Origin of the sequence: Paraburkholderia nodosa DSM 21604 (genome assembly GCF_000519185.1) — a bacterium.
In the GTDB taxonomy this organism is placed as follows: Bacteria; Pseudomonadota; Gammaproteobacteria; order Burkholderiales; family Burkholderiaceae; genus Paraburkholderia; species Paraburkholderia nodosa.
On sequence record NZ_JAFA01000008.1, the window covers coordinates 58,388 to 82,871 of the forward strand.

20 protein-coding genes are annotated in these 24,484 nt (G+C 64.8%); 3 read left to right on the plus strand and 17 right to left on the minus strand.

The window, feature by feature from the left end:
- Positions 1-126 precede the first annotated feature (126 nt).
- A complete protein-coding gene (gene ppsA, locus A3CW_RS0113475) occupies positions 127-2,526 on the minus strand; it encodes a phosphoenolpyruvate synthase (protein WP_035512954.1) in 2,400 nt (799 codons plus the stop codon).
- 401 nt (positions 2,527-2,927) lie between these two features.
- Between ppsA and ppsR the strand changes: the two genes are divergently transcribed.
- Positions 2,928-3,743 (plus strand): posphoenolpyruvate synthetase regulatory kinase/phosphorylase PpsR, encoded by an 816-nt coding sequence (gene ppsR / locus A3CW_RS0113480; protein ID WP_028204047.1) that lies wholly within the window; start codon positions 2,928-2,930, stop codon positions 3,741-3,743.
- A gap of 67 nt (positions 3,744-3,810) precedes the next feature.
- Here the strand turns inward: ppsR and A3CW_RS0113485 are convergent, their stop codons facing one another.
- The 16 genes from A3CW_RS0113485 to rpsB form a co-directional block, all read right to left on the minus strand.
- On the minus strand, positions 3,811-4,596 hold the full coding sequence (locus A3CW_RS0113485) for a TrmH family RNA methyltransferase (RefSeq protein ID WP_028204048.1): 786 nt from the start codon (positions 4,594-4,596) through the stop codon (positions 3,811-3,813).
- 103 nt (positions 4,597-4,699) lie between these two features.
- A complete protein-coding gene (rnhB, locus tag A3CW_RS0113490) occupies positions 4,700-5,437 on the minus strand; it encodes a ribonuclease HII (protein WP_035512978.1) in 738 nt (245 codons plus the stop codon).
- A 47-nt stretch (positions 5,438-5,484) separates the two neighbouring features.
- Positions 5,485-6,654, minus strand: coding sequence for a lipid-A-disaccharide synthase (lpxB, locus tag A3CW_RS0113495; RefSeq protein ID WP_028204050.1), 1,170 nt, complete (start codon positions 6,652-6,654; stop codon positions 5,485-5,487).
- A 3-nt stretch (positions 6,655-6,657) separates the two neighbouring features.
- Complete coding sequence (gene lpxA / locus A3CW_RS0113500) at positions 6,658-7,446, minus strand: acyl-ACP--UDP-N-acetylglucosamine O-acyltransferase (RefSeq protein ID WP_028204051.1); 789 nt, start codon at positions 7,444-7,446, stop codon at positions 6,658-6,660.
- A 78-nt stretch (positions 7,447-7,524) separates the two neighbouring features.
- Positions 7,525-7,989 (minus strand): 3-hydroxyacyl-ACP dehydratase FabZ, encoded by a 465-nt coding sequence (fabZ, locus tag A3CW_RS0113505; RefSeq protein WP_028204052.1) that lies wholly within the window; start codon positions 7,987-7,989, stop codon positions 7,525-7,527.
- A gap of 254 nt (positions 7,990-8,243) precedes the next feature.
- On the minus strand, positions 8,244-9,317 hold the full coding sequence (gene lpxD, locus A3CW_RS0113510) for a UDP-3-O-(3-hydroxymyristoyl)glucosamine N-acyltransferase (RefSeq protein ID WP_028204053.1): 1,074 nt from the start codon (positions 9,315-9,317) through the stop codon (positions 8,244-8,246).
- 37 nt (positions 9,318-9,354) lie between these two features.
- Positions 9,355-9,906 carry an OmpH family outer membrane protein gene (locus A3CW_RS0113515; protein ID WP_154677943.1) on the minus strand — a complete coding sequence of 184 codons (552 nt, stop codon included), beginning with the start codon at positions 9,904-9,906 and terminating at the stop codon, positions 9,355-9,357.
- A 71-nt stretch (positions 9,907-9,977) separates the two neighbouring features.
- On the minus strand, positions 9,978-12,284 hold the full coding sequence (gene bamA, locus A3CW_RS0113520; RefSeq protein WP_028204055.1) for an outer membrane protein assembly factor BamA: 2,307 nt from the start codon (positions 12,282-12,284) through the stop codon (positions 9,978-9,980).
- A gap of 68 nt (positions 12,285-12,352) precedes the next feature.
- Positions 12,353-13,741 carry an RIP metalloprotease RseP gene (gene rseP, locus A3CW_RS0113525; RefSeq protein WP_028204056.1) on the minus strand — a complete coding sequence of 463 codons (1,389 nt, stop codon included), beginning with the start codon at positions 13,739-13,741 and terminating at the stop codon, positions 12,353-12,355.
- A gap of 109 nt (positions 13,742-13,850) precedes the next feature.
- Positions 13,851-15,032, minus strand: a complete 1,182-nt coding sequence (locus A3CW_RS0113530; protein WP_028204057.1) for a 1-deoxy-D-xylulose-5-phosphate reductoisomerase — start codon at positions 15,030-15,032, stop codon at positions 13,851-13,853.
- A 37-nt stretch (positions 15,033-15,069) separates the two neighbouring features.
- Positions 15,070-15,879 carry a phosphatidate cytidylyltransferase gene (locus tag A3CW_RS0113535; protein ID WP_028204058.1) on the minus strand — a complete coding sequence of 270 codons (810 nt, stop codon included), beginning with the start codon at positions 15,877-15,879 and terminating at the stop codon, positions 15,070-15,072.
- Positions 15,873-16,649 carry an isoprenyl transferase gene (locus A3CW_RS0113540; protein ID WP_028204059.1) on the minus strand — a complete coding sequence of 259 codons (777 nt, stop codon included), beginning with the start codon at positions 16,647-16,649 and terminating at the stop codon, positions 15,873-15,875. Before A3CW_RS0113540 ends, A3CW_RS0113535 begins: the two co-directional genes overlap by 7 nt.
- A gap of 72 nt (positions 16,650-16,721) precedes the next feature.
- Positions 16,722-17,282, minus strand: coding sequence for a ribosome recycling factor (frr, locus tag A3CW_RS0113545; RefSeq protein WP_028204060.1), 561 nt, complete (start codon positions 17,280-17,282; stop codon positions 16,722-16,724).
- A 92-nt stretch (positions 17,283-17,374) separates the two neighbouring features.
- Positions 17,375-18,091 (minus strand): UMP kinase, encoded by a 717-nt coding sequence (pyrH, locus tag A3CW_RS0113550; protein WP_028204061.1) that lies wholly within the window; start codon positions 18,089-18,091, stop codon positions 17,375-17,377.
- 267 nt (positions 18,092-18,358) lie between these two features.
- Positions 18,359-19,240 carry a translation elongation factor Ts gene (gene tsf, locus A3CW_RS0113555; protein ID WP_028204062.1) on the minus strand — a complete coding sequence of 294 codons (882 nt, stop codon included), beginning with the start codon at positions 19,238-19,240 and terminating at the stop codon, positions 18,359-18,361.
- A gap of 210 nt (positions 19,241-19,450) precedes the next feature.
- A complete protein-coding gene (gene rpsB / locus A3CW_RS0113560) occupies positions 19,451-20,206 on the minus strand; it encodes a 30S ribosomal protein S2 (RefSeq protein WP_028204063.1) in 756 nt (251 codons plus the stop codon).
- A 452-nt stretch (positions 20,207-20,658) separates the two neighbouring features.
- Here rpsB and map point away from each other — a divergent pair, with 452 nt between their 5' ends.
- Together map and A3CW_RS0113570 are read left to right on the plus strand one after the other, a co-directional pair.
- Positions 20,659-21,480 (plus strand): type I methionyl aminopeptidase, encoded by an 822-nt coding sequence (gene map / locus A3CW_RS0113565; protein WP_028204064.1) that lies wholly within the window; start codon positions 20,659-20,661, stop codon positions 21,478-21,480.
- Between the two features lie 269 nt (positions 21,481-21,749).
- Complete coding sequence (locus A3CW_RS0113570; protein WP_028204065.1) at positions 21,750-24,329, plus strand: [protein-PII] uridylyltransferase; 2,580 nt, start codon at positions 21,750-21,752, stop codon at positions 24,327-24,329.
- The last annotated feature ends 155 nt before the right edge of the window (positions 24,330-24,484 follow it).

The following is a 24,484-nucleotide window of genomic DNA, read 5'->3' on the forward strand; positions in this document are numbered from 1 at the left end:
AAACACCCCGGATAGACCGGGGTGTTATAGCACGAAGCTGACACTTTTTTCCGCAGCGTGCAACGACGCACGGGAAGCTGCATCAAGCTCCGCATGTGCCGAGGATTTACGCCCCCGGCACCGCGCTTACTTCGACTGCGACTTCGCCAGCTGCTGCCAGGTTTCGACAACCGAATCCGGGTTCAGCGAGATCGAAGCGATGCCCTCTTCCGCGAGCCACTGGGCGAAGTCCGGGTGATCGGACGGGCCCTGACCGCAGATGCCGACGTACTTGTTCAGACGGCGGCAGGTTTCGATCGCGCGCTTGAGCATGAACTTGACAGCCGGATCGCGCTCGTCGAAGTCGACGGCCAGCAGTTCCATGCCCGAGTCCCGGTCGAGGCCGAGCGTGAGCTGCGTGAGGTCGTTCGAGCCGATCGAGAAGCCGTCGAAGTATTGCAGGAACTCTTCGGCGAGAATGGCGTTCGACGGCACTTCGCACATCATGATCAGCTTGAGGTCGTTCACGCCGCGCTTGAGGCCGAACTTGTCGAGCAGGCCGACCACGCGCTCCGCCTGCTTGAGCGTACGCACGAACGGCACCATGATCTCGACGTTCGCGAGACCCATTTCTTCACGCACGCGCTTGAGCGCCAGGCACTCCATTTCGAACGCCTGCGCGAAGTCCTCGGCGATGTAACGCGACGCGCCGCGGAAACCGAGCATCGGGTTTTCTTCGTCCGGCTCGTAGCGCGAACCGCCGATCAGCTTCTTGTACTCGTTCGACTTGAAGTCCGACAGACGCACGATCACGGGCTTCGGATAGAACGCCGCCGCGATCGTGGCGATGCCTTCCGTGAGCTTGTCGACGTAGAACGCGCGCGGCGAGGCGTGGCCGCGTGCCACGCTTTCCACGGCCTTCTTCAGGTCCGCGTCGATGTTCGGGTACTCGAGAATCGCCTTCGGGTGAACGCCGATGTTGTTGTTGATGATGAACTCGAGACGCGCGAGGCCAACACCCGCATTCGGCAGTTGCGAGAAGTCGAACGCGAGCTGCGGATTGCCGACGTTCATCATGATCTTGACCGGAATGGCCGGCAGCTCGCCACGCTGGACTTCGCTGACTTCGGTTTCCAGCAGACCGTCGTAGATGCGGCCTTCGTCGCCTTCCGCGCACGAAACGGTCACGAGCGCGCCGTCCTTCAGCACGTCGGTCGCGTCGCCACAGCCCACCACAGCCGGCACACCCAGTTCACGCGCGATGATCGCCGCGTGGCAGGTACGGCCGCCACGGTTCGTGACGATCGCCGCAGCGCGCTTCATGACCGGCTCCCAGTTCGGGTCGGTCATGTCGGCGACCAGCACGTCGCCCGGCTGCACGCGTTCCATTTCGGACGGATCGTGAATCACCTTCACGCGGCCCGCGCCGATCTTCTGGCCGATCGCGCGGCCCGTTGCGAGCACCTGCGACTGGCCCTTGAGCTTGAAGCGCTGCTCGACCTTGCCGACGGCCTGGCTCTTCACGGTCTCCGGACGCGCCTGGAGAATGAAGATCTTGCCGTCGAGGCCGTCCTTGCCCCACTCGATGTCCATCGGGCGCTGGTAATGCTTCTCGATGATGACGGCGTACCTGGCCAGCTCGATCACGTCTTCGTCGGTGATCGAGAAGCGGTTGCGCTGTTCGTGCGAGACGTCGACCGTCTTCACGCGGCCCGGCTCGCCCGGCTGCGTGAATTCCATCTTGATGAGCTTCGAGCCGATCGAGCGGCGGATAATCGGCGCCTTGCCTTGAGCGAGCGTGGTCTTGAAGACGTAGAACTCGTCCGGATTCACGGCGCCCTGCACGACCGTTTCGCCAAGGCCGTAGCTCGACGTAATGAAGACGGCGTCCTTGAAGCCCGATTCCGTGTCCAGCGTGAACATCACGCCTGCGGCGCCGCGGTCCGAACGGACCATGCGCTGCACGCCAGCCGACAGCGCGACTTCAGCGTGGGTAAAGCCCTTGTGGACGCGATAGGAAATGGCGCGGTCGTTGTAGAGCGACGCGAACACGTGCTTGAGGCGATCGAGCACGTCTTCGATGCCCACCACGTTGAGGTAGCTTTCCTGCTGACCGGCAAACGACGCGTCAGGCAGGTCTTCCGCTGTTGCCGACGAACGCACGGCGAACGAGAGCTCAGACGGCGAACCGTTCTGCAGCGTCTCGAAACCGGCGCGGATTTCCGCTTCGAGCTTCGGCTGCAGCGGCGCGTCGATGATCCATTGACGGATCTCTTTGCCCGCTTCGGCCAGCGCCTTCACGTCGTCGACGTCGAACGTCTCCAGACGAGCGGCGATCCGTTCGGTCAGGTTGTTATGTTTCAGGAAGTCGCGGAACGCGAGCGCGGTCGTCGCGAAGCCCGTGGGCACGCGCACACCTGCCTCAGCCAACTGGCTGATCATTTCGCCGAGCGAGGCGTTCTTGCCGCCCACGATCTCGACATCGGTCATCCGCAACTGCTCGAAAGGCACTACATACGCCTGATCCTTGGCAACGGTGTTAGTCATACAAGCCCCTAAGTGTGAAAAAAATTCACGATTGCGCAAGTGGGCTCGAACGCGGTCCACTTATTGGAAGCGGATTCGCGTCTTGCGCAACCTGTTGGAGAAGCAATCGCTCACGGGGCGCGAACGAATTTCCATTCAATGGAAAAGCACGAAGATGCGCGCGAATCCATGGAGTTAGATGGAATCGCTGCAAATTGACACCAGAATGCACCGCGATAGGCGGCTGTTTGGCGCGGTTGCACTGCAATTGCTTATCCAACAGGTTGCCGCTATTCTACCGTGCCGACTCTGGAATTTGTGCCAGGCGGCGAGAATTGCCCCTCGGTCCCGCCGGACGGGGCTTTCCGGGCGCCCAAGCCTGTCCCGAGCGGCCCTGCAGCTCACGTACCCAGCCTCAACCGATGCCGCCTACCGTATTCATCGTCTCCGACGGTACCGGGATCACTGCCGAAACTTTCGCGCATTCGATCCTGTCGCAGTTCGACCAGAAATTCCGCCTCGTGCGCGTGCCCTTCGTCGATTCGTCCGAAAAGGCCTACTCGACCGCCGAGAAGATCAACGAAGCCGCCGTGCAGGAAGGCCGCCGCCCGATCGTGTTCACGACGCTCGTGGACAGCAACTCGAACGAGATCGTCAAGCGCGCGAATGCGCTCGTGATGGACATGTTCCAGACCTTCGTGGAGCCGCTCGAGCAGGAGCTGGAACTCAAGTCGAGCCACGCCATGGGCCGCGGCCACCAGAACGCCGACACCGACGAGTACAAGAACCGTATCGAGGCGATCAACTTCTCGCTCGCGCACGACGACGGCCAGTCCGACCGCAATCTCGCCGACGCCGACGTGATCCTCGTGGGCGTGTCGCGCAGCGGCAAGACGCCGACGAGCCTGTATCTCGCGATGCAGTACGGTGTGAAGGCCGCGAACTACCCGCTCATCCCGGACGATTTCGAACGCGGCAAGCTGCCGAACGCGTTGCTGTCGCATCGCACGAAGATATTCGGCCTCTCGATCGATCCACAGCGCCTGACCGAGATCCGCAACGAGCGGCGCCCGGGCAGCAAGTACGCCGCGCTGGAAAATTGCCGCTACGAGGTCAACGAAGCCGAAGCGATGATGCGGCGCGAAGGCATCAAGTGGCTCTCGTCGACGCACAAGTCGATCGAGGAAATCGCCACCACGATCCTGCAGGAAATCCGCATCGACAAGCCGTCGTATTGAAACGGCGCGCCTGAAACGAAAAAGCCCGCGTCTGAGCGGGCTTTTTTATTGCTCGCCGGCGCGAGGGTCAACGTACGTGCCGCTGCTGCCGGCACTGCTCGAACACGCACACGGCCGCCGCTGCCGCGACGTTGAGCGACTCCATGCCGCCCGGCTGCGGAATCGTCACGCGCAGCGCGGCCGCGTCGCGCCATACCTGCGAGACACCCGCTCCTTCGTTGCCGAACACCCACGCGACCTGCCCCGTGAGATCGGCCTCGTCGATCGCCTGCGCGCCATGCGAATCGGTGATGACCACCGGCACGCCAAGCATCTCGACGAGCGCTTCGGTCTCCACGTTCTCGTAGACCTGCAAGAGGAAATGCGCGCCCATCGCCGAGCGCAGCACCTTCGACGACCACACGTAGGCCGTGCCGGGCGTGCAGAACACCTTGTCGATGCCGGCCGCCGCCGCGCTGCGCAGGATCGAGCCGACGTTGCCGGCGTCCTGCAGTCCGTCGAGCACGAGGCAGGTCGAGCCGACGCGCTCGGGCAATTGCGCTTCAGGCATATCGACGAGCAGCAGCAACCCCACGCCGTGCACGACGTTCGAGAGCTGCCCGAAGAGCGCATCGGGCAGTGTGATCACGCGGCGCTCGTCCACGCGGGCGACGATCGCCTGCGCTTCTTCATGCGCGAGCGCGCCTTCGGTCACGACGCAGTATTCGGGCTGCGTGCCGCCGTCGAGCCACGCGCTCGCGAGATGGAAGCCTTCGAGCAGGGCTTGATGGCTGCGCCGCTGTTGATGCGTCGAGCCGGCGAGCGCCTTCAGGCGCTTGTAGAGCGGATTGTCGCGCGAGGTAATGGCTTTCACGGGCGGCTCTGGCGTGTCAAATGAGGATCGGGAGATAGAAAAACTGCGGCGCCGGCACTACGCGAAACGGCGCGGGCTCGCGCGAGACGCCGTCAGCGGCGGCTCAAGGCAGCGGCGCGAACGCGTCGTCTGCTTCGAGGCCGGCGGCGTCGCTGACCGCCATCGAAACACCGGTCAGGACGATGCCGTGCAGCGCATAGGCGTCGCGCACGGGCGCGAACGAGCGCCGATGATGCTCGCACGGACCGTGCACGCGCAACGCTTCGAGGTGCTGCGGTGTGCCGTAGCCTGCATGGGCGTCGAAACCGTAATGCGGGTGGACTTGGTGCAGATCGACCAGCATGCGGTCGCGCGTGACCTTGGCGATGATCGACGCCGCCGAAATGCTCGGCACGAGCGCGTCGCCGCCGATCACCGCCTCGCCGCGCACCGGCATCACCGGGCAGCGATTGCCGTCGATCTTCGCGAGCGTCGGCACGATGCTCAAACCCTCGACCGCACGCCGCATCGCCAGCATCGTCGCGTGCAGGATGTTGAGCGTGTCGATTTCCTCGACGCTCGCCGACGCGACGCACCACGCGAGCGAGCGTTCGACGATGCGCTCGTAGAGCGTTTCGCGCGCCTGCGCCGTCAGCACCTTCGAATCGTTGAGCCCGCGAATCGGCCGGGCCGGATCGAGAATCACGGCCGCCGCGACCACCGGCCCGGCGAGCGGCCCGCGGCCGGCCTCGTCCACGCCGCAGATCACGTCGTCCGGCGATTCGAACAGCAGTCCGGCCTGCCGCGCCGCCTTGCGACGCGCGGCGAGCTTCAGCGCCGCCTGCGACGGCGGCTTTTTCATCGCCGGCGCTGTCGTGCGCCTGGTCGTGCGCTTGATCGTGTCCTCGCTCATGCGCGCCCCTTTCGGCCTTCGACGATGCGCGCGACCACCTCGGCCGCGCGCTCCGCGGTGTTCTGGCGCAGGGTCAGATGCATCTGCGTGAACACCTCGGTCAGCGTGCGCCGGTTTGCCTCGTCCTGCAACTGCGTGAGCGTCGCGTCGGCAAGCGCCTCCGGCGTCGCGAAATGCTGCAGGATTTCCGGCACGACGAAGCGGCCAGCGAGAATGTTCGGCAGGCCCACGTAAGGCAGATAGGCCTGGCGGCGCATGATCTGCCCCGTGAGCCAGGGCACCTTGTAGGAGATGACCATCGGCTTCTTGAGCAGCGCCGCTTCGAGCGTGACCGTGCCGCTCTTCACGAGGATCGCGTCGGCGGCCGTCATGGCGAGTTGCGACTGGCCGTCGATGATCGTGAGCGCGAGGCCCTGATGCGCGTTCGCGAGTTCCTGCAGCTGCGCGTGGATAGCCGGCGTTGCCGCCGGCATCACGAAACGCAGTGCCGGCTCGCGCCGCTGCATGATCTGCATCGCGTCGAAGAAAGTCGGGCCGATCAGGTTGATTTCCGAGCGGCGGCTGCCCGGCAGCACCGCGATCACCGGGCCGCTTTCCGGCATGCCCAGTGTGCGGCGCGCGCCGGTCATGTCCGGTTCGAGCGGAATCTCGTCGGCGAGCGGATGACCCACGTACGACGCCGCCACCCCGGACTTCTCGAGGAGCGCCGTTTCGAACGGAAACACGCACAGCATGTGATCCACGGCCTTCTGGATCTTCTTGATACGCCCGCCACGCCACGCCCAGATCGACGGGCAGACGAAGTGGATCGTCGGAATGCCCGCGTCGCGCAGCGCGTGCTCGAGGCCGAAGTTGAAGTCAGGCGCGTCCACGCCGATGAACGCGTCCGGCGGTTCGGCCAGCAGCTGATGCTTGAGTTCGTTGCGGATGCGCAGAATCTCGGGGATGTGCCGCAGCGCCTCGACGTAGCCGCGCACCGAGAGCTTTTCCATCGGCCAGTGCGCGTCGAAGCCAGCGGCCATCATGCGCGGACCACCGATTCCGTAGTACTGCGTAGTGTCGGGCAAGCGGGCTTTGAGACCCGCGAGCAGTGACGACGCAAGCAGGTCGCCGGACGGCTCGCCGGCGACCATCGCAAGGCGTAGCGGACGCGTTTGCAGCGCCATCGATCAGCGAATGATGCCGCGTTGCGACTGCTCGACGAAGTCGAGCAGCGCCTTCACGTGCACGTCGCCGTCGCCGCCCGCCTGCGCGAGGTCGGCGAGCTGCACCTTCGCCTCTTCGAGCGAGAGCCCGTTCTTGTAGAGCGTGCGATACGCCGAGCGCAGCGCGGAAATCGCGTCAGCCGAAAAGCCGCGACGGCGCAGACCTTCGACGTTGATGCCGTGCGGCACCGCCTTGTTGCCGGCGGCGATTACGAACGGCGGCACGTCCTGCACGAGCGCCGAGGCGCCGCCGACCATCGAATGCGCGCCAATGCGCACGAACTGGTGCACGCCGGTCATGCCACCGACGATCGCGTGGTCTTCGACGAACACGTGGCCCGCGAGCTGCGCGTTGCTCGACATGATGACGTTGTTGCCCAGACGGCAGTCGTGGCCCACGTGCACGTAGGCCATGACCCAGTTGTCGTCGCCAATGATCGTGACGCCGGTGTCCTGCACCGTGCCCGTATGCAGCGTCGTGAACTCGCGGATGGTGTTGCGGCTGCCGATCACGAGCTTCGTGGGCTCGCCCTTGTACTTCATGTCCTGCGGACGGCCGCCGATCGACGCGTAGTGGCCGATTGTGTTGTCTTCGCCAATCGTCGTGTGGCCTTCCAGCACGCTATGCGAACCGACCTTCGTGCGCGCACCGATGGTGACGTTCGCACCGATGACCGCGAACGGCCCGATTTCGACCGATTCGTCGATCTGCGCGCCAGACTCGACGACTGCAGTGGGATGGATCCTGCTCATTCGTCCTCGCTCTCCGATTCTGTTTCCGTGCGCCGGCGCCTCGAGGTCAAGGCGCGCTGCGGCATGCGGCGGCGCTTCTTATTGCGCCGCGTCCATTTTCTTGACGGTGCACATGAGTTCTGCCTCGCAGGCCACAGAGCCTTCCACTTCGGCCACCGCCTTGAACTTCCAGATGCCGCGCATGTAGCGCTCGAACGTCACGTTGAGGATGAGCTGGTCGCCCGGCTCGACCACGCGCTTGAAGCGCGCCCCGTCGATGCCCACGAAGTAGTACAGCGTATTCTCGAAGTCCTGCTCTTCCTCCGAGAATGTGAGCAGCGCGGCGGTTTGCGCCAGCGCCTCGAGAATCATCACGCCGGGCATGACCGGACGCTGCGGGAAGTGTCCCGTGAAAAAGGGCTCGTTGACCGTCACGTTCTTCAACGCCTTGATGCTCTTGTGCGGCTCCAGCTCGATGACCCGGTCCACCATCAGGAACGGATAGCGGTGCGGCAGCAGCGTGAGAATCTTGTGGATGTCGAAGTTGAGTTTTTCGATGTTCATGGTGGTTCTGCTCACGCAGGAATTGCGCGTGTGACTTTCGATTTCGATATTCGAGGCGTCTGACCAAACACGCCCGCGCTGACGCGAAGTATGCGCCACGCCCGGGCTCCCGTGCATGCGTATTGCCCCGGGCGGGTAGCCCCGGGCGGGAAGCCCCGGGCGGGCAGCCCCGGGCAGCCCCGGTTTGCTCGTCCGCGACGCAAAGCGGCGCGCCGCTCCCGCGACACGCCGCCCGCTACCTCGATACTGCTTTCTTATTCGCCCGGCGGCTTCTGGGCAACCGCCGCCTCGAGCGCCTTGATACGGTCGCGCAGCTTGTCGATGTTACGCAACAGCGCGGCGCTCTTGTTCCAGTCGGCGTGATCGACCGCGGGGAAAGCGCTCGTGTAGATGCCTGCCTTCGGCAACGACTTCGAGACACCCGACTTCGCCGTGACGATCACGTAGTCGCCCAGCGTGACGTGCCCCGCGATGCCCACTGCACCGCCGATCATGCAATGGCGTCCGATCGTCGTGCTGCCCGCAATGCCGGCGCAGCCCGCGATGACCGTGTACGCGCCGATCCTGCAGTTGTGGCCGATCTGCACGAGGTTGTCGATCTTCACGCATTCCTCGATGATCGTATCGGCCATCGCGCCGCGGTCGATCGTGGTGTTCGCGCCGATCTCGACGTCCGGCCCGATGGCCACGCCGCCCACCTGCGGAATCTTGACCCAGCTGCCCGTGCGCGCGTCGCCCTCGCCCGTGAAATCGGGGGCGAAACCAAAGCCGTCCGAGCCGATCACGGCGCCGGCATGCACGATGGCGCGCGCGCCAAGCTTGCAGCTGTGGTAGACGGTCACGCCCGGATACAGGTGCGAGCCCTCACCCACCTCGGTGCCGCGGCCGATGAAGACGTTCGCGTCGAGCCGCACGTTTTCCCCGATCACCGCGCCCGCTTCGACCGTGACGTTCGGGCCGATCACCGCGCTCGCGGCAACCTGCGCCTTCGCGTCGACGTGGGCGCTGGCGTGGATGCCCGGCTGCGCCTTCGGCGCGGCGAGGTCGATATACGCCTGCGCGACACGCGCGAAGTAAGCATACGGATTCGGTGTGACGATGAAGTTGCGTCCTTCGCGCGATGCGAGCTTCTCGAGATCGCCGGGGCTGATGAGCACCGCGCCCGCGCCGGTCGTCTCGACCTGCGCGAGATACTTGGGATTGGCGAGGAACGCGAGCTGTTGCGGACCGGCCTGGTCGAGCGGCGCCAGCGAACTGACGCGTTGCGTCGCATCGCCCACCACCTCGCCGCCGAACCGCCCGACGATGTCCTCAAGCGTAAATGCCATGCGCGTGCTGCTCCTGCCTTAGTTGCTTTTACTTGCCTTAGTTGCTGCTGCTACTGCCGCCCGCACTATTCGCTGCGAGCGCCTTCAGCACCTGATCGGTGATGTCGATGCGCGGGCTCACGTACACCGCTTCCTGCACGATCAGGTCGTAATGCTGCTGCTCGGCGATCTGCTTGATCACCTTGTTCGCCCGGTCGAGCACCGCGGCCAGTTCCTCATTGCGGCGCTGGTTCAGGTCTTCGCGGAATTCGCGCTGCTTGCGCTGAAAGTCGCTGTCGAGCGCGGACAGGTCGCGCTGCTTCGATGCGCGATCGGTCGGCGACATCGACGGGCCGTTCTTGTCGAGCGAATCGGACATCGACTTCAGGCGCTGCGCCATGTCCTGCAGATCCTTGTCGCGCTTGGCGAACTCGGCTTCGAGCTTGGTCTGCGCGGCCTTCGCGGGAACGGATTCGCGCAGGATGCGATCGGAGTTCACCGCCGCGATCCTGGCTTCCTGCGCCTGCGCCACGCCCATGCCAAAACCGAGGAGCGCCAGCGACACGGTCATCGCCCCGATCGTCCGTCTGGAAAACATACCCGTTAGCAAAGTCATCCTCTCGTTTCCTGGATTCCGGCGCCGCGCGCTGCGCGCGCAACGAACGCCGGGCAAAACATACGTCAGAATGCCGTCCCGATCTGGAACTGGAACTTCTGGTACTGGTCGCCTTCGTGCTTGGTAACCGGGAAGCCCAGGCTCAGCTTGAGCGGACCGATCGGCGAAATCCACGCGAGACCGAAGCCGTAGCTGTAACGCAAGCCGTTGGCGCCAATACTGTTGCCTTCCGTGCCCCAGACGTTACCACCATCGACGAACGTGAAGACGCGCAGCGTGCGGTCATAGCCCGTGCCCGGCAGCGGGAAGGTCAGCTCGATGTTGCCGACCAGCATCTTCGAACCGCCGATCGGGTCGTTCGTCGTCTTGTCGCGCGGACCCAGCGAACTCGGCTCGTAGCCACGCACCGAACCGATACCACCGGCGTAGTAGTTCTTGAAGATCGGATACGGCTTGCCGCTGAGGCCATTACCGTAGCCGCCCTGGAAGTTCAGCCCCAGCACGAAGCCGCGCGCGAACGAGTAGTAGTACTGCGCCTGAATATCGGCCTTGTAGTACTGCGTGCCGCCAACCGGCGTGCCGTACTCGGCATTCGCCTGCGTGAAGTAGCCCTTGCTCGGCACGAGCGCGCTGTCACGCGCGTCGCGCGACCAGCCCACCGTGAGCGGCACATTGTTCGACACGCGGCCAAACTGGTTCACGTAGTCGATATAGCTCTGCGGCGTGTTCGAGTCGACGTCGAGCGTGTCCTGCTCGAAGCCCGCGCCGAAGTAGACCGTGTCGACTTCCGAGAACGGAATGCCGAACTTGAGGTCGCCGCCCATCGTGATGATGCGGAAGCTCGAATCGGTCGAGTAGTACAGCGGCTGGTACGTGCGGTAGTAGACGTCGGTAATGCGCTTGATGCCGTCCACCGTGAAGTACGGGTCCACCTGCGTGAGGGCCAGCGTGCGGTACGTCTTCGCGGTGTTCACGTTCAGCGAGAGCGAGGTGCCCGAACCGAACACGTTGTCCTGCGACACGCCCGCCGACAGCACCACCTTGTCCGTGGACGAGAAGCCCGCACCCAGCGTGATCGCGCCGGTCGGCTTTTCGGCGACCTTCACGTTCACGTCCACCTGGTCGGCCGTGCCTTCCACGGGCACCGTGGTCACGTCGACGTCGGTGAAGTAGCCCAGGCGGTTGATGCGGTCCTTCGAGAGCGCGAGGCGGTTCGAATCGAACCACGAGCTTTCGAGCTGGCGCATTTCGCGGCGCACGACTTCGTCGCGGGTACGCGTGTTGCCCACCACGTTGATGCGGCGCACGTACACGCGGCGGCTCGGATCGACCTGCAGCGTGAGGTTGACCGTGTGATTCGCCTGATCGATCTGCGGCAGCGCGTTGACGGTCGCGAACGCGTAACCGTACTCGCCGAGCTTGTCGACGATGGCCTTGGTCGTGGCCTGCAGCTTTTCGGCCGAGAAGGTGTCGCCCGGCTTGATCTTGATGAGCTTCTTGAGCTCGGCCTCGCGGTCGAGCAGGTTGCCCGACAGCTGGATGCCCGACACCTTGTACGGCTCACCTTCGTGAATGCCGATGGTGAGGTACATGTCCTTCTTGTCGGGCGAGATCGAGACCTGCGTCGAGTCGATGTTGAACTCGAGGTAGCCGTGGTTCAGGTAGTACGAGCGCACATTCTCGAGGTCGCCCGTGAGCTTTTCCTTCGAGTAGAGGTCGTTCTTCGTGTACCACGAGAACCAGTTCGGCGTGGACAGCTGCATCTCCGCAAGGAGCGTGCCGCTGCTGTACGTCTTGTTGCCGATGAAGTTGATCTGGCGGATCTTCGCGCTCGGACCTTCGACCACCGAAAACAGCAGACCGACGCGATTGCGGTCGATCGGCGTGACCGTGGTCGTGACCTCGGCGGCGTAGAAGCCGCGCGTGAGGTACTGGCGCTTGAGCTCCTGCTCTGCCTTGTCGACGAGCGCCTTGTCGTAGTAGCGGCCCTGCGAGAGGCCGACCGCGCGCAGCGCCTTCGTGAGGTTGTCCTTGTCGAATTCCTTGATGCCCGCGAAGTCGATCGTGCCGATGGCCGGGCGCTCCTGCACCTGCACCACCACGACGCCGCCTTCGGTGGCGATCTTCACGTCATTGAAGAAGCCCGTCGCATAGAGTGCGCGGATGGCCTCGGACGCCTTGTCGTCGGTGAACGTGTCGCCCTGCTTGATCGGCAGGTAGGCGAACACCGTGCCCGGCTCGACGCGTTGCAGCCCTTCGATGCGGATGTCCTGAACCACGAAAGGCGTCGTTGCTGCGTGGGCAACGAGTCCATGTGCGGCGATCGCCGCGGCCGCAACCGTTTTTGGAACCAAGCGATGAGGTCTGAACAACGTGCTTCCCCAATTATGTATAGCTGCATCAGGTCAGGCGGCACGCCCACGGACGCCGCCAGACATCTTTAAAAATGGATTAACCGAGCCAGATCGTTGAACAACGCGATCGCCGACAGTGCGACGATGCAGGCAAGTCCCGCGCGCTGCAGTACGAGCTGCCAGCGGTCCGAGACGGCTTTGCCCGTTACGGCTTCAACCGCATAATATAACAGATGCCCCCCGTCCAATACCGGAATTGGGAGCAGATTCAATACGCCGAGGCTGATGCTCACGAGTGCGAGGAACGACAGGAACGCTGAAGGACCGAGTCTCGCGCTCTTGCCGGCATAGTCGGCAATCGTCACCGGGCCCGACAGATTCTTCAGCGATGCTTCGCCCGTGATCATGCGGCCGAACATCCGCAGCGAATACACGGCGATGTCCCAAGTGCGATACGCACCGAGCCTCACGCTCTCGAGCGGCCCGTAGCGCACGTCCACGGAAGGCGCCTGCGCCGAGAGCGCCGCACCGATTCGACCCACTTCTTCGCCCGTTTGCGCGTCGCGTTGCAGCGCGGGCGTGACCATGAGCGCGAGCGTTTGCTGCGCGTGCTGGGCAGCGTCGCCGCGCGCGACCGTGAGCCGCACGGGCTTGCCCGCACGCGCCTTCACGTACGCGATGAAAGTGCTTGCGCTGTCCACGGGCCGGCCGTCGACGGCGCGCAGTTGATCGCCGGCTTGCAGCCCGGCATGTTGCGCCGCACTACCCGCCTCCACGGCCGCCACCTTGAGCGTGTTGCCGCCCGCCTCGAGGCCGAGCTTCGCCATGAAGTCGTCGTCGAGATCCTTGCTGGTCAGTTGCGAGAGATCGAGCGGGAAATCGTAGGTGCCCTCGCCATCGCGCGCGGCAAGGACGACATGGCCCTGGTCGAACGCCGTGGCAAGCAGTTTCCAGCGCAGGTCGGACCACGAACGCACGGGCTCGGTGCGGCTGCCGTTTGCATCGCTCACCGAAAGAATCGTTTCGCCGCCCTGGAAGCCGGCACGAGCCGCCGCCGATTGCGTGGGCGGCGCCGCGACAATGGCCTTCTGCTCGGTCACCCCGCTCGCGTACACCACCGAAAAGAGCACGACGGCCAGCACGAAATTGGCGATCGGCCCCGCCGCGACGATCGCAATGCGCTTGCCGACCGACTGGCGGTTGAACGCGTGCGGCAAATCGCTCGCGGGAATCTGCTCGGGCGACTCGCGTTCGTCGAGCATCTTCACGTAACCGCCGAGCGGCAGCGCCGCGATGGTCCACTCGGTGCCGCTCCTCTTGCTGACCCACTGCACGAGCGGCCGGCCAAAGCCGATCGAGAAACGCAGGACCTTCACGCCGCACAGGCGCGCGACGCTGTAGTGCCCGTATTCGTGCACGACGACCAGCACGCCGATCGCCACGACGAATGCGACCAGTTCGGTAAGCAGGTTCATGAGCGCCTCCTGGGCTGGAAGCAGCGCACCGGTGCGGGAGCGACCCCGAGGTCAGGCTCGCGTGCCTGAGGGGCCGCCAGGGCCCTTCCGCGAGCCCCTCGCTGACCTGTCAGGCCGGCACCGGCAGGCTGTCGATGATGGTGTGAGCCGCGCGGCGGGCGGCCGCGTCGGCTTCGAGCACGACTTCGAGACTCGACGCGTTGCGGTTCTCGAGCGCGTTGAGTACGGCATCCACCGTCTGGGCGATGGCCATGAAGCCGATGCGCCGGTTCAAAAATGCTTCCACCGCAACTTCGTTCGCCGCGTTGAGCGCCGCGCTCGCCACGCCGCCGGCGCCCAATGCCTGCATCGCGAGTGCGAGACATGGAAAGCGCGCGTAGTCGGGCTTTTCGAACGTGAGCGTCGCGATTTGCGCGAGATCGAGCTGCGCGACGCCGGAATCGACACGATCCGGATACGCCAGCGCGTGCGCGATCGGCGTGCGCATGTCGGGGTTGCCTAGTTGCGCGAGCACCGAACCGTCGGCGTACGAAACCATCGAGTGGATCACGCTCTGCGGGTGGATCAGCACGTCGATGCGCTCGCCCGGCAGGTCGAACAGATAGTGCGCCTCGATCACTTCAAGGCCCTTGTTCATCATCGTGGCCGAATCGACCGAGATCTTGCGACCCATCGACCAGTTCGGGTGCTTGCAGGCCTCGTCGGGCGTCACGTTCACGAGCGTCGAGGGCTCGCGGGTGCGGAACGGGCCGCCCGAGGCGGTCAGGATGATCTTCGTGACGCCGTCGCGCTGCGCGTTTTCGCGCGGGAAGCACTGGAACACGGCGTTGTGCTCGCTGTCGAGCGGCAGCAGGACGGCGCCGCTGTCGCACACGGCATCGATGAAGATGTCGCCCGACATCACGAGCGCTTCCTTGTTGGCGAGCAGGATCTGCTTGCCGGCCTTCGCCGCTGCAAGCGTGGGCGCGAGACCCGCCGCGCCGACAATGGCCGCGACCACCGTGTCGCAGCCATCGCTCTTCGAGACTTCGACGAGCGCCTGCGGCCCGTAGGTCACGACGGTCTTCGAGCCGGCCGCGCGCAGCTTGCGCTCGACCTGTGCGGCGGTGTCGGCGTCGCCGACCACGGCCACTTCGGGGGCGAAGCGCAGGCATTGTTCGACGAGCTTCTCGCCGTTGCGATGCGCGGTGAGCGCATAGACCGAGAAGCGTTGCGGATGACGCGCGACGACGTCGAGCGTGCTGTCTCCGATCGAGCCCGTGGAACCGAGCAGTGTGAGTCGTTTTTGCATATTCAAATCTCTAGCCGAGCGTCCTGGCCAAGCCCCTTTAGCCGAGCAGCAACATGGCAAGCGGCAGCACGGGCAGCAGCGCGTCGATGCGGTCGAGGACTCCGCCGTGGCCCGGCAGGAGGCCACTCGAATCCTTCACGCCAGCCTGGCGCTTCAGCATCGACTCGAACAGATCGCCGATCACGCTGAACGCGACCAGCACGGTAAGTACAAAAAGCGCACGGCCGAGCCCGATCTGGGCGGCGAGCGCGGAATACAGCGTGGGTTCGAACGCGTGCAGCGCGATCGCCGCGCCCGACACCACCATCACGGCGGCCCAGCCGCCCACGGCGCCCTCCCAGGTCTTGCCGGGGCTGATCGAAAGCGCAAGCTTATGCTTTCCGAATGCCTTACCTGCAAAGTATGCGCCGATATCGGCCAGCCAGACCACGAGCAACAGGGACAAAACGAACGCCACGCCGGCCGTGCGCGCGGCGACGAGGGCGTGCCAGCAGGCCGCGAAAACGACGAGCCCGGCGGCCAGCAGGAAGCCGCGCCAGGCGCCGGCGGCGAGCACCGGCTTGCGCAGCAGCACGTAAGGACCGGCGATGATCCAGAACACGCCCGCCGCCTGAAAGAGCGGCCGGGGCGCCGGCAGGCGCGTACTGAGCGCCACGGCGGCGGCCGCGATCACGGCGTAGACGATCGAGCCGGTCGCGCCCGCCTTCAGGAGGCGCGCCCACTCCCACGCGGCGAACACGACCACGACGCCGATCAGCGCGCCGAACGCCGCCACCGGCGCGAACAGCGTGACCGGCAGGAAGACTGCCAGCAGGACGAGCGCCGTAATGACGCGGGTCTTCAGCATGAAAGGGAATCGGCGTTCTGGGCGACGACCTGCGCGCTCGTGCGGCCGAAGCGGCGCTCGCGCTCGGCATACGACGCAATGGCGCGGCTGAGCGCTTCGGCGTCGAAATCCGGCCAGAACGTGTCGGTGAAATAGAACTCGGCGTAGGCGAGTTGCCAGAGCAGGAAGTTGCTCACCCGCTGCTCGCCGCCCGTGCGGATGAAGAGATCCGGCTCGGGCGCGTAGGCCATTGCCAGATGCTGGGACAGCGTGTCTTCGGTGACGGGAACCGCCTGGCCCGTGGCCGCGGCTTCCTCGACCAGCTTGCGCGTGGCCTGCAGGATATCCCAGCGGCCGCCGTAGTTGGCGGCGATCGTGAGCGTGAGACGGGTGTTGCGCGCGGTTTTGGTTTCCGCGCGTCGAATCAGGTCCTGGATGCGCTCATTGAACATCGACAGGTCGCCGACCACGCGCAGGCGGATGCCGTTCGCGTGCAGGCGCGCCACCTCGCGTTCGAGCGCGGTGACGAAAAGGCGCATGAGGAACGACACTTCGTCGGTCGGTCGGCGCCAGTTCTCGGAACTGAAGGCGAAGAGCGTCACGTATTCGACGCCGCGCTCCACGCACGACTCGACGACCGAACGCACGGCGTCGACGCCGCGCGTGTGGCCCGCGACGCGCGGCAGGCGCCGCTGGGTCGCCCAACGGCCATTGCCGTCCATGATGATCGCGATGTGGCGCGGCACGGCCGCCACGTCGGGCACGCGAACGGTTGAGCTGGTATAGGTCATGGCCGTCGGACTGTAACTGCGATAAAAAAGGGAAGCCGCCTGAAATCTGGCGAATCTGGAAGGCCTGAGGCCTCAGACCGTCATGATCTCGGCTTCCTTCGTCTGGACGAGCTTGTCGATCTCGGTCACGAAGCGGTCGGTCAGCTTCTGGACTTCGTCGCCGCCACGGCGCTCGTCGTCTTCGGAAATTTCCTTGTCCTTCACGAGCTTCTTGAGCTGCTCGTTGGCGTCGCGACGCAGGTTGCGCACGGCAACCTTCGCCGTTTCACCTTCGTTCTTGACGACCTTCGTGAGCTCCTTGCGGCGCTCTTCGGTGAGCGCGGGCATCGGCACGCGGATCAGGTCGCCGTGCGTGGCCGGGTTCAGGCCGAGATCCGACTCGCGGATCGCCTTTTCGATGACCGGCACCATCTTCTTTTCCCAGGCCTGCACGCCGATCGTGCGCGCGTCGACGAGCGTGAGGTTCGCGACCTGCGAGATGGGCACGGGCGAACCGTAGTAGTCGACCTGGATGTGGTCGAGCAGACCGGTATGGGCGCGGCCCGTTCGGATTTTCGCCAGATCGCTCTTGAACGCGTCGATCGAGCGCTGCATTTTCTGCTCGGCGCCCTTCTTGATGTCAGCCACAGCCATTTTGATACCTCCGAACCTTCATAACGGAACGAGCCCGCCAGCGCGCTGATGGGCGGCGCGGCCCGTGTTCGAACCTCTCGTGAGACGAGAGTTTACACGTGGACGAGCGTACCTTCGTCTTCGCCCAGAACGATGCGCTTGAGCGCACCCGGCTTGACGATGGAAAAAACCCGGATCGGCAGCTTCTGGTCGCGGCACAGCGCGAACGCGGTGGCGTCCATCACCTGCAGGTTGCGGCCAATTGCCTCATCGAAGCTGATCGTCGAGTAGCGCGTGGCGGTCGGGTCCTTCTTCGGATCGGCCGAGTAGACGCCGTCGACCTTGGTGGCCTTCAGCACGACTTCGGCGCCGACTTCCGAGCCGCGCAGCGCAGCAGCCGTGTCGGTGGTGAAGAACGGGTTGCCCGTGCCGGCGGCGAAGATCACGACCTTGCCTTCTTCGAGCTGGCGAATTGCGCGGGGGCGGATGTACGGCTCAACGACCTGATCCATGCGCAGCGCCGACTGCACGCGCGCCTCGATGCCCGCGTGACGCATGGCGTCCTGCAGCGCGAGCGCGTTCATCATCGTGGCCAGCATGCCCATGTAGTCGGCCGTTGCGCGGTCCATACCGGCCGCGCCGCCCGCGACGCCGCGGAAAATGTTGCCGCCGCCGATCACGACTGCGAGCTGGGTGCCCAGACGCACCACCTCGGCCACGTCTGCCACCATACGTTCGATCGTGGCGCGATTGATGCCGAAGGCATCATCGCCCATCAGGGCTTCGCCGGAAAGTTTGAGCAGGACGCGTTTATAGGCGGGTGTGGGCATGGAGGTATCCAGGATCGCGCGCAAAGGGCAATAACTTGAAACTGTAGGGGTGAAATACGGCTTCGGGCAAGCGCCGCCAGAAATAGCGAAGATTTCCGACGCCGCGCACGGCGGGGGACTACCATGCGCGTCGCCGCTACGCTGCCCGCCACGGCGGATTGCTCCGCCACGGCTTACAACTCAGCAAACTACGGTGCTAACTGCGGTGCTGCAACAACTGCGGTCGCCGCTTGCCGCGCAAGGCGCGGCAAGCGGGCGTACCGGTCTTTATTGCTGCTTTGCAGCAGCGACTTGCGCGGCCACTTCGGCAGCGAAGTCGTCCTGGCGCTTCTCAATGCCTTCGCCCACCACGAAGAGGGCGAACTTCTGCACCGTCGTGCCAGCAGCCTTGAGCATCTGCTCGATCGTCTGCTTGTCGTTCTTAACGAACGGCTGGTTCAGCAGCGAGACTTCCTTCAGGTACTTCTGGACCGAACCTTCGACCATCTTCGCGACGATCTCAGCCGGCTTGCCCGATTCGGCAGCCTTCTGCTCGGCGATGCTGCGCTCCTTGGCGATCAGGTCGGCCGGCACGTCGTCCGACGACAGCGAGACCGGCTTCATCGCGGCGATGTGCATCGCGACGTCCTTGCCCACTTGCTCTTCCGCACCCGTGTACTCGACCAGCACGCCGATGCGCGTGCCGTGCAGGTATGCAGCCAGCTGGTTGGCGGTTTCGAAACGCGCGAAGCGGCGGATCGAGAGGTTCTCGCCGATCTTGCCGACCAGTGCGAGGCGCACTGCGTCGACCGTCGAGCCGTCCAGCGGCAGCGCCGACAGAGCGGCGACGTCAGCCGGGTTTTGCGTGGCGACGAGTTCAGCGATCTTCTTCGAGAAGCCGATGAAGTCATCGTTCTTCGAAACGAAGTCGGTTTCGCAGTTCAGTTCGACGATCGCGCCAGCGCCGCTACCGATGAACGACGAGATCACGCCTTCAGCCGTGACGCGCGAAGCGGCCTTGCTGGCCTTGTTGCCGAGCTTCACGCGCAGCAGTTCTTCGGCACGCGCGAGGTCGCCGTCGGCTTCCGTCAGCGCCTTCTTGCATTCCATCATCGGCGCATCGGTCTTCGCGCGTAGTTCTGCCACCATGCTTGCGGTAATTGCCGCCATCATTCGCTCCTTGAGTCTGTCTGGTACACGCCGCCCGCCTTTCGACGCGGCCGGCAGAAATTCGTTTCCGTTTGAGCCTGCGGTGAAACGCTTTTTTACAGCTGCTTCTACAGGGCTACGGTGCCGCGCATATGTCGCGGCGACGAAAGTCGCGGCTTAAAAAAAAGGGGCCTATGGAAAGCCCCCTTTTCTTGCCGGACACGGGGCAGCTTACGCCTCCGAATTGACCTCGACGAACTCGTCGTCGCCGTCGTTGCCGCGCGCCGCTGCAACCACTTCGTTGACCGCGTTGGCACGGCCTTCGAGGATCGCGTCAGCCACGCCTTGCGCGTAGAGCGCAACGGCCTTGCTCGCGTCGTCGTTGCCCGGGATCACGTAATCGATGCCTTCCGGCGAGTGGTTCGTATCGACCACGGCGATCACGGGGATGCCCAGCTTGTTCGCTTCCGTCACGGCAATCTTGTGATAGCCGACGTCGACCACGAAGATCGCGTCCGGAATGCCGCCCATGTCCTTCACGCCGCCGATCGACTTTTGCAGCTTGGCGATTTCGCGTTCGAACAGGAGCGCTTCCTTCTTGCTCATCTTCTCGAGCTCGCCCGCTTCCACGGCTGCTTCCATGTCCTTCAGGCGCTTGATCGAAACCTTCAGCGTCTTGAAGTTGGTCAGCATGCCGCCGAGCCAGCGTGCGTTCACGAACGGCATGCCAGCGCGTTGCGCTTCCAGGGCGATCGTGTCGCGCGATTGACGCTTCGTGCCGACGAACAGGATCGTGCCGCGGTTCGCTGCCAGCTGACGCACGTACTTCAGTGCGTCGTTGTACATCGGCAGCGTCTTTTCGAGGTTGATGATGTGAATCTTGTTGCGATGACCGAAGATGAAGGGGGCCATCTTCGGGTTCCAGAAGCGCGTTTGGTGACCGAAGTGGACACCGGCTTCCAGCATTTGGCGCATGGTAACTGCCATGTTGCAATTCTCCGCTAGGGTTGGGTCTGAAGCCGGCTGCCGTATCGGTGCGCCCTCCCGTTTCCGGAGATCGACGCGCCCGACACCCTGAGTGCGCCGGCTTGCGAGTGTGCTGCCTGAAGAAGATGCTTCCGAATGTTCTTCGCGCACCCGCCAAAATCCGTCTTTGGCAAAGCGCTCCGCGGCAACGGCGGATCCAGCCGCCCCCGCAGGTACTCTTTGTACTTGCGTACTTCTTTCGAACGCGAATTCGAAAGATATGGGAAGCGACTTAGCCGAAGAGTATAGCACGCAGACCGCCCTTTACTCAAGACAGCTATTACCCGCGGAATACGGCGCCATCCATGGCCCATGCAGCGCGCGCCGGATCGCGACGCGCCTTTTCAAAAGTCAGCGACCACTGGCATTAGGTGCGATAATTCAATATTCGACTGCATTTTCGGGCGCAAACCATGGCCATTTCGATCAAGAACGAACAAGACATCGCGCAAATGCGCGTCGCCTGCCGGCTGGCGAGCGAGGTGCTCGATTACATCACGCCGTTCGTCAGCGCGGGCGTGACGACGGGTGAGCTCGACCGCCTGTGCCACGAATACATGACCAATGTGCAGGGCACGGTGCCCGCGCCGCTGAACTATCAGCCGCCGGGCTACCCGCCCTACCCGAAGGCGATCTGTACTTCCGTGAACGACGTGATCTGTCACGGTATTCCCGGCGACAAGGCGCTGAAGAACGGCGACGCGCTCAATATCGACATCACGGTCATCAAGGAAGGCTATTTCGGCGACACGAGCCGCATGTTCATCGTCGGCGAAGGCTCGATCCTCGCGAAGCGCCTCGTGCAGACCACTTATGAATGCATGTGGCTCGGCATCGACCAGGTGCGTCCCGGCGGCCATCTGGGCGACATCGGCCATGCCATTCAGCGCTACGCCGAGAGCCAGGGCTACAGCGTGGTGCGCGAATACTGCGGCCACGGCATCGGCACGGTGTTCCACGAAGACCCGCAGGTTCTGCACTACGGCCGGCCGGGCACCGGCATCGAACTCGTGCCCGGCATGATCTTCACCGTCGAGCCGATGATCAACGCCGGCCGCCGCGACATTCGCACCATGCCGGACCAGTGGACCGTCAAGACGAAGGACCGCAGCCTCTCGGCACAGTGGGAGCACACGGTACTCGTGACCGAAACGGGCTACGAGGTCCTGACGGTCTCGGCGGGTACGCCCGCCAAGCCGGCCATCGTCGCGCAGATGGCGGGCACAGCGGCCTGACCGCCGGAAAAAGTGCCGGAAAGCGCTTCCTCGCGCGATCCGGCGCAAAATGGATATGCTCGTAGAGAACGGCCCGCGCCCCGGGCCAGCGCGCCCAACGCGAGCGAGGCACGACATGCGGACGCCGCCCGGCATCCGCAGCACGATGAGGCAGCCTGCAAAGCAGCCAACGCATTAACCGACGAAGCAACGCGGCCAGCCGCCAGCGCGAGGCCTGCCGCGCGCACGACCAGCCGCCCGCCCAACCACGCCAGACACGACCCGAGCCCATGAGTGTTCCCGCTGTCGCCGTTCCCGATACGTCGTCGCTGAAGTCCGACTACAAGGCCGCCAAGGCCCAGTTGCTCGAGCGTTTCAAGACCGCGACCAATGTCGACTCGCTGATGCGCGCCCTCGCCCGCACCACCGACGACACCTTGCGCAGCGCCTGGAACCTGTGCGAGCTGCCGGCCACGCTGGCGCTCGTGGCGGTGGGCGGCTTCGGGCGCGGCGAGCTTGCGCCCTGGTCCGACGTCGACATCCTCGTCCTGCTGCCGGACGACGAGCCGCTCGCGCCGCTCGAAGAACGCATCGAGCGTTTTATCGGCCTTGCGTGGGATCTCGGACTCGATATCGGCAGCAGCGTGCGCAGCGTCTCGCAATGCCTCGAAGAAGCCGCCAACGACGTCACCGTGCGCACGTCGCTCCTCGAGGCGCGCCGCATCACGGGCAGCGCGACACTGTTCGGCGACTTCGCGCAGCGCTATCGCGACGCCATGGACCCGCGTGCGTTCTTCCAGGCGAAAGTGCTCGAAATGCGCCAGCGCCACGCGCGCTTCCAGGACACGCCCTATTCGCTCGAACCCAACCTCAAGGAAAGCCCCGGCGGCCTGCGCGACCTGCAGCTGATCCTCTGGATCACCGAGGCCGCCGCCTTCGGCAGCAGCTGGAAGGAGCTGGACCAGCGCGGCCTCATCACCGGGCGCGAGGCGCGCGAACTGCGCCGCAACGAGGCATTTCTCAAGGCGCTGCGCGCGCGCCTGCATGTGATCGCGGGCCGCCGCCAGGACATCCTCGTGTTCGACCTGCAGACAGCCGTGGCCGAAAGCTTCGGCTACAAGGCCAGCAGCGCGCGGCGGGCGAGCGAGCAGCTCATGCGCCGCTACTACTGGGCCGCGAAGGCGGTCACGCAGTTGTCCACCATCCTGATCCAAAACATCGAGGCGCAGCTCTTTCCGAGCACAAGTGGCATCACGCGCACGCTCTCCGAGCACTTCGTCGAGAAGCAGGGGATGCTGGAGATCGTCAGCGACGACGTGTTCGAACGCGAGCCGCACGCGATTCTCGAAGCGTTCCTGCTCTACGAGCAGGTGCCCGGCGTGAAGGGCCTGTCGGCGCGCACGCTGCGCGCGCTCTACAACGCGCGCGAGACCATGGACCTGCGCTGGCGCCGCGACCCGGAGAACCGCCGGCTCTTCATGGAGATCCTCAAGCAGCCGGCCGGCATCACGCACGCCATGCGGCTCATGAACCAGACGAGCGTGCTCGGGCGCTATCTGCTGAATTTCCGCCGCATCGTCGGGCAGATGCAGCACGACCTCTATCACGTCTATACGGTCGATCAGCACATCCTGATGGTGCTGCGCAATATGCGCCGCTTCGCCGTGGCCGAGCATGCGCACGAGTATCCGTTCTGCAGCCAGCTCATCGCCAACTTCGAGCGGCCCTGGGTGCTTTACGTCGCGGCGCTGTTCCACGACATCGCCAAGGGCCGCGGCGGCGACCACTCGCAGCTCGGCATGGCCGACGCGCGGCGCTTTTGCCGCGAGCACGACATCACGGGCGACGACGCGGAGCTGGTCGTCTGGCTCGTGCAGCAGCACCTCATGATGAGCCAGGTTGCCCAGAAGCAGGACATCACCGACCCCGAGGTCGTCAAGCGCTTCGCCGAACTCGTCGGCACGGAACGGCGTCTTTCGGCGCTCTACCTGCTGACGGTCGCCGACATTCGCGGCACGAGCCCGAAGGTCTGGAACAACTGGAAAGGCAAGCTGCTCGAAGACCTCTACCGCTCGACGCTCGCCGTGCTCGGTGGCGCCAAGCCCGACGCGCACTCGGAGCTCAAGACGCGCCAGGAGCTGGCGCTCGCGCTGCTGCGTCTCGAGACCGTGCCGGAACACGCCCACCGCGCGCTCTGGGAGAAGCTCGACGTCGGCTACTTCCTGCGCCACGACGCCGCCGATATCGCCTGGCAAACGCGCGTGCTCTATCGCCACGTCGAGGCGCCGGAGCCGGTCGTGCGCGCGCGCCCGTCGCCGATCGGCGAGGCGCTGCAGGTGCTCGTCTACGCGCAGGACCGCCCCGACCTGTTCGCGACGATGTGCGCGTACTTCGACCGCAGCGGCCTTTCCGTGCTCGACGCGCGTGTGAGCACCACGCGCCACGGCTACGCGCTCGATAACTTCATCGTCGCCCACACCGAGGGCGACGTGCATTACCGCGATATCGCGAACCTCGTCGAGCAGGAACTCGCGGCGCGCCTGAAGGCGACGGGCAATGCACTGCCCGAGCCGTCGAAGGGCCGTCTCTCGCGCCTGTCGCGCACCTTCCCGGTGACGCCGCGCGTCGACCTGCGGGCCGACGAGCGCGGCCAATACTACATCCTGTCCGTGTCCGCGAACGACCGGCCGGGCCTCCTCTATTCCATCGCGCGCGTGCTCGCGGAGCATCATGTCGGCGTCCATGCGGCGCGGATCAATACGCTCGGCGAACGGGTGGAAGACGTGTTTCTGCTCGACGGTTCGGGACTCTCCGACAACCGCCAGCAGATTCACGTCGAAACCGAATTGCTGCGCGCGATCGCAGTGTGAATGACCCAAGCGAAATACCCAGATCCATGCGAGCCAAACTGACAGCCAAACATCCGCGCCCGACCACTCCGGAACGCGCCCCCGTCCGCCGCGGCAGTACGACCGCGCGTAAGCCGGTGCGACCGGCCGAGGCGCGACCGGCGGACGCCAGGCCG

What these genes read in the sequence shown, in the direction of transcription:
- ppsA (WP_035512954.1), bottom strand. Translation starts at nt 2,526, where the DNA reads ATGACTAACACCGTTGCCAAGGATCAGGCGTATGTAGTGCCTTTCGAG.
- ppsR (WP_028204047.1), top strand. Translation starts at nt 2,928, where the DNA reads ATGCCGCCTACCGTATTCATCGTCTCCGACGGTACCGGGATCACTGCC.
- rnhB (WP_035512978.1), bottom strand. Translation starts at nt 5,437, where the DNA reads ATGAAAAAGCCGCCGTCGCAGGCGGCGCTGAAGCTCGCCGCGCGTCGC.
- lpxB (WP_028204050.1), bottom strand. Translation starts at nt 6,654, where the DNA reads ATGGCGCTGCAAACGCGTCCGCTACGCCTTGCGATGGTCGCCGGCGAG.
- lpxA (WP_028204051.1), bottom strand. Translation starts at nt 7,446, where the DNA reads ATGAGCAGGATCCATCCCACTGCAGTCGTCGAGTCTGGCGCGCAGATC.
- fabZ (WP_028204052.1), bottom strand. Translation starts at nt 7,989, where the DNA reads ATGAACATCGAAAAACTCAACTTCGACATCCACAAGATTCTCACGCTG.
- lpxD (WP_028204053.1), bottom strand. Translation starts at nt 9,317, where the DNA reads ATGGCATTTACGCTTGAGGACATCGTCGGGCGGTTCGGCGGCGAGGTG.
- rseP (WP_028204056.1), bottom strand. Translation starts at nt 13,741, where the DNA reads ATGAACCTGCTTACCGAACTGGTCGCATTCGTCGTGGCGATCGGCGTG.
- A3CW_RS0113530 (WP_028204057.1), bottom strand. Translation starts at nt 15,032, where the DNA reads ATGCAAAAACGACTCACACTGCTCGGTTCCACGGGCTCGATCGGAGAC.
- A3CW_RS0113535 (WP_028204058.1), bottom strand. Translation starts at nt 15,879, where the DNA reads ATGCTGAAGACCCGCGTCATTACGGCGCTCGTCCTGCTGGCAGTCTTC.
- A3CW_RS0113540 (WP_028204059.1), bottom strand. Translation starts at nt 16,649, where the DNA reads ATGACCTATACCAGCTCAACCGTTCGCGTGCCCGACGTGGCGGCCGTG.
- frr (WP_028204060.1), bottom strand. Translation starts at nt 17,282, where the DNA reads ATGGCTGTGGCTGACATCAAGAAGGGCGCCGAGCAGAAAATGCAGCGC.
- pyrH (WP_028204061.1), bottom strand. Translation starts at nt 18,091, where the DNA reads ATGCCCACACCCGCCTATAAACGCGTCCTGCTCAAACTTTCCGGCGAA.
- tsf (WP_028204062.1), bottom strand. Translation starts at nt 19,240, where the DNA reads ATGGCGGCAATTACCGCAAGCATGGTGGCAGAACTACGCGCGAAGACC.
- rpsB (WP_028204063.1), bottom strand. Translation starts at nt 20,206, where the DNA reads ATGGCAGTTACCATGCGCCAAATGCTGGAAGCCGGTGTCCACTTCGGT.
- map (WP_028204064.1), top strand. Translation starts at nt 20,659, where the DNA reads ATGGCCATTTCGATCAAGAACGAACAAGACATCGCGCAAATGCGCGTC.
- A3CW_RS0113570 (WP_028204065.1), top strand. Translation starts at nt 21,750, where the DNA reads ATGAGTGTTCCCGCTGTCGCCGTTCCCGATACGTCGTCGCTGAAGTCC.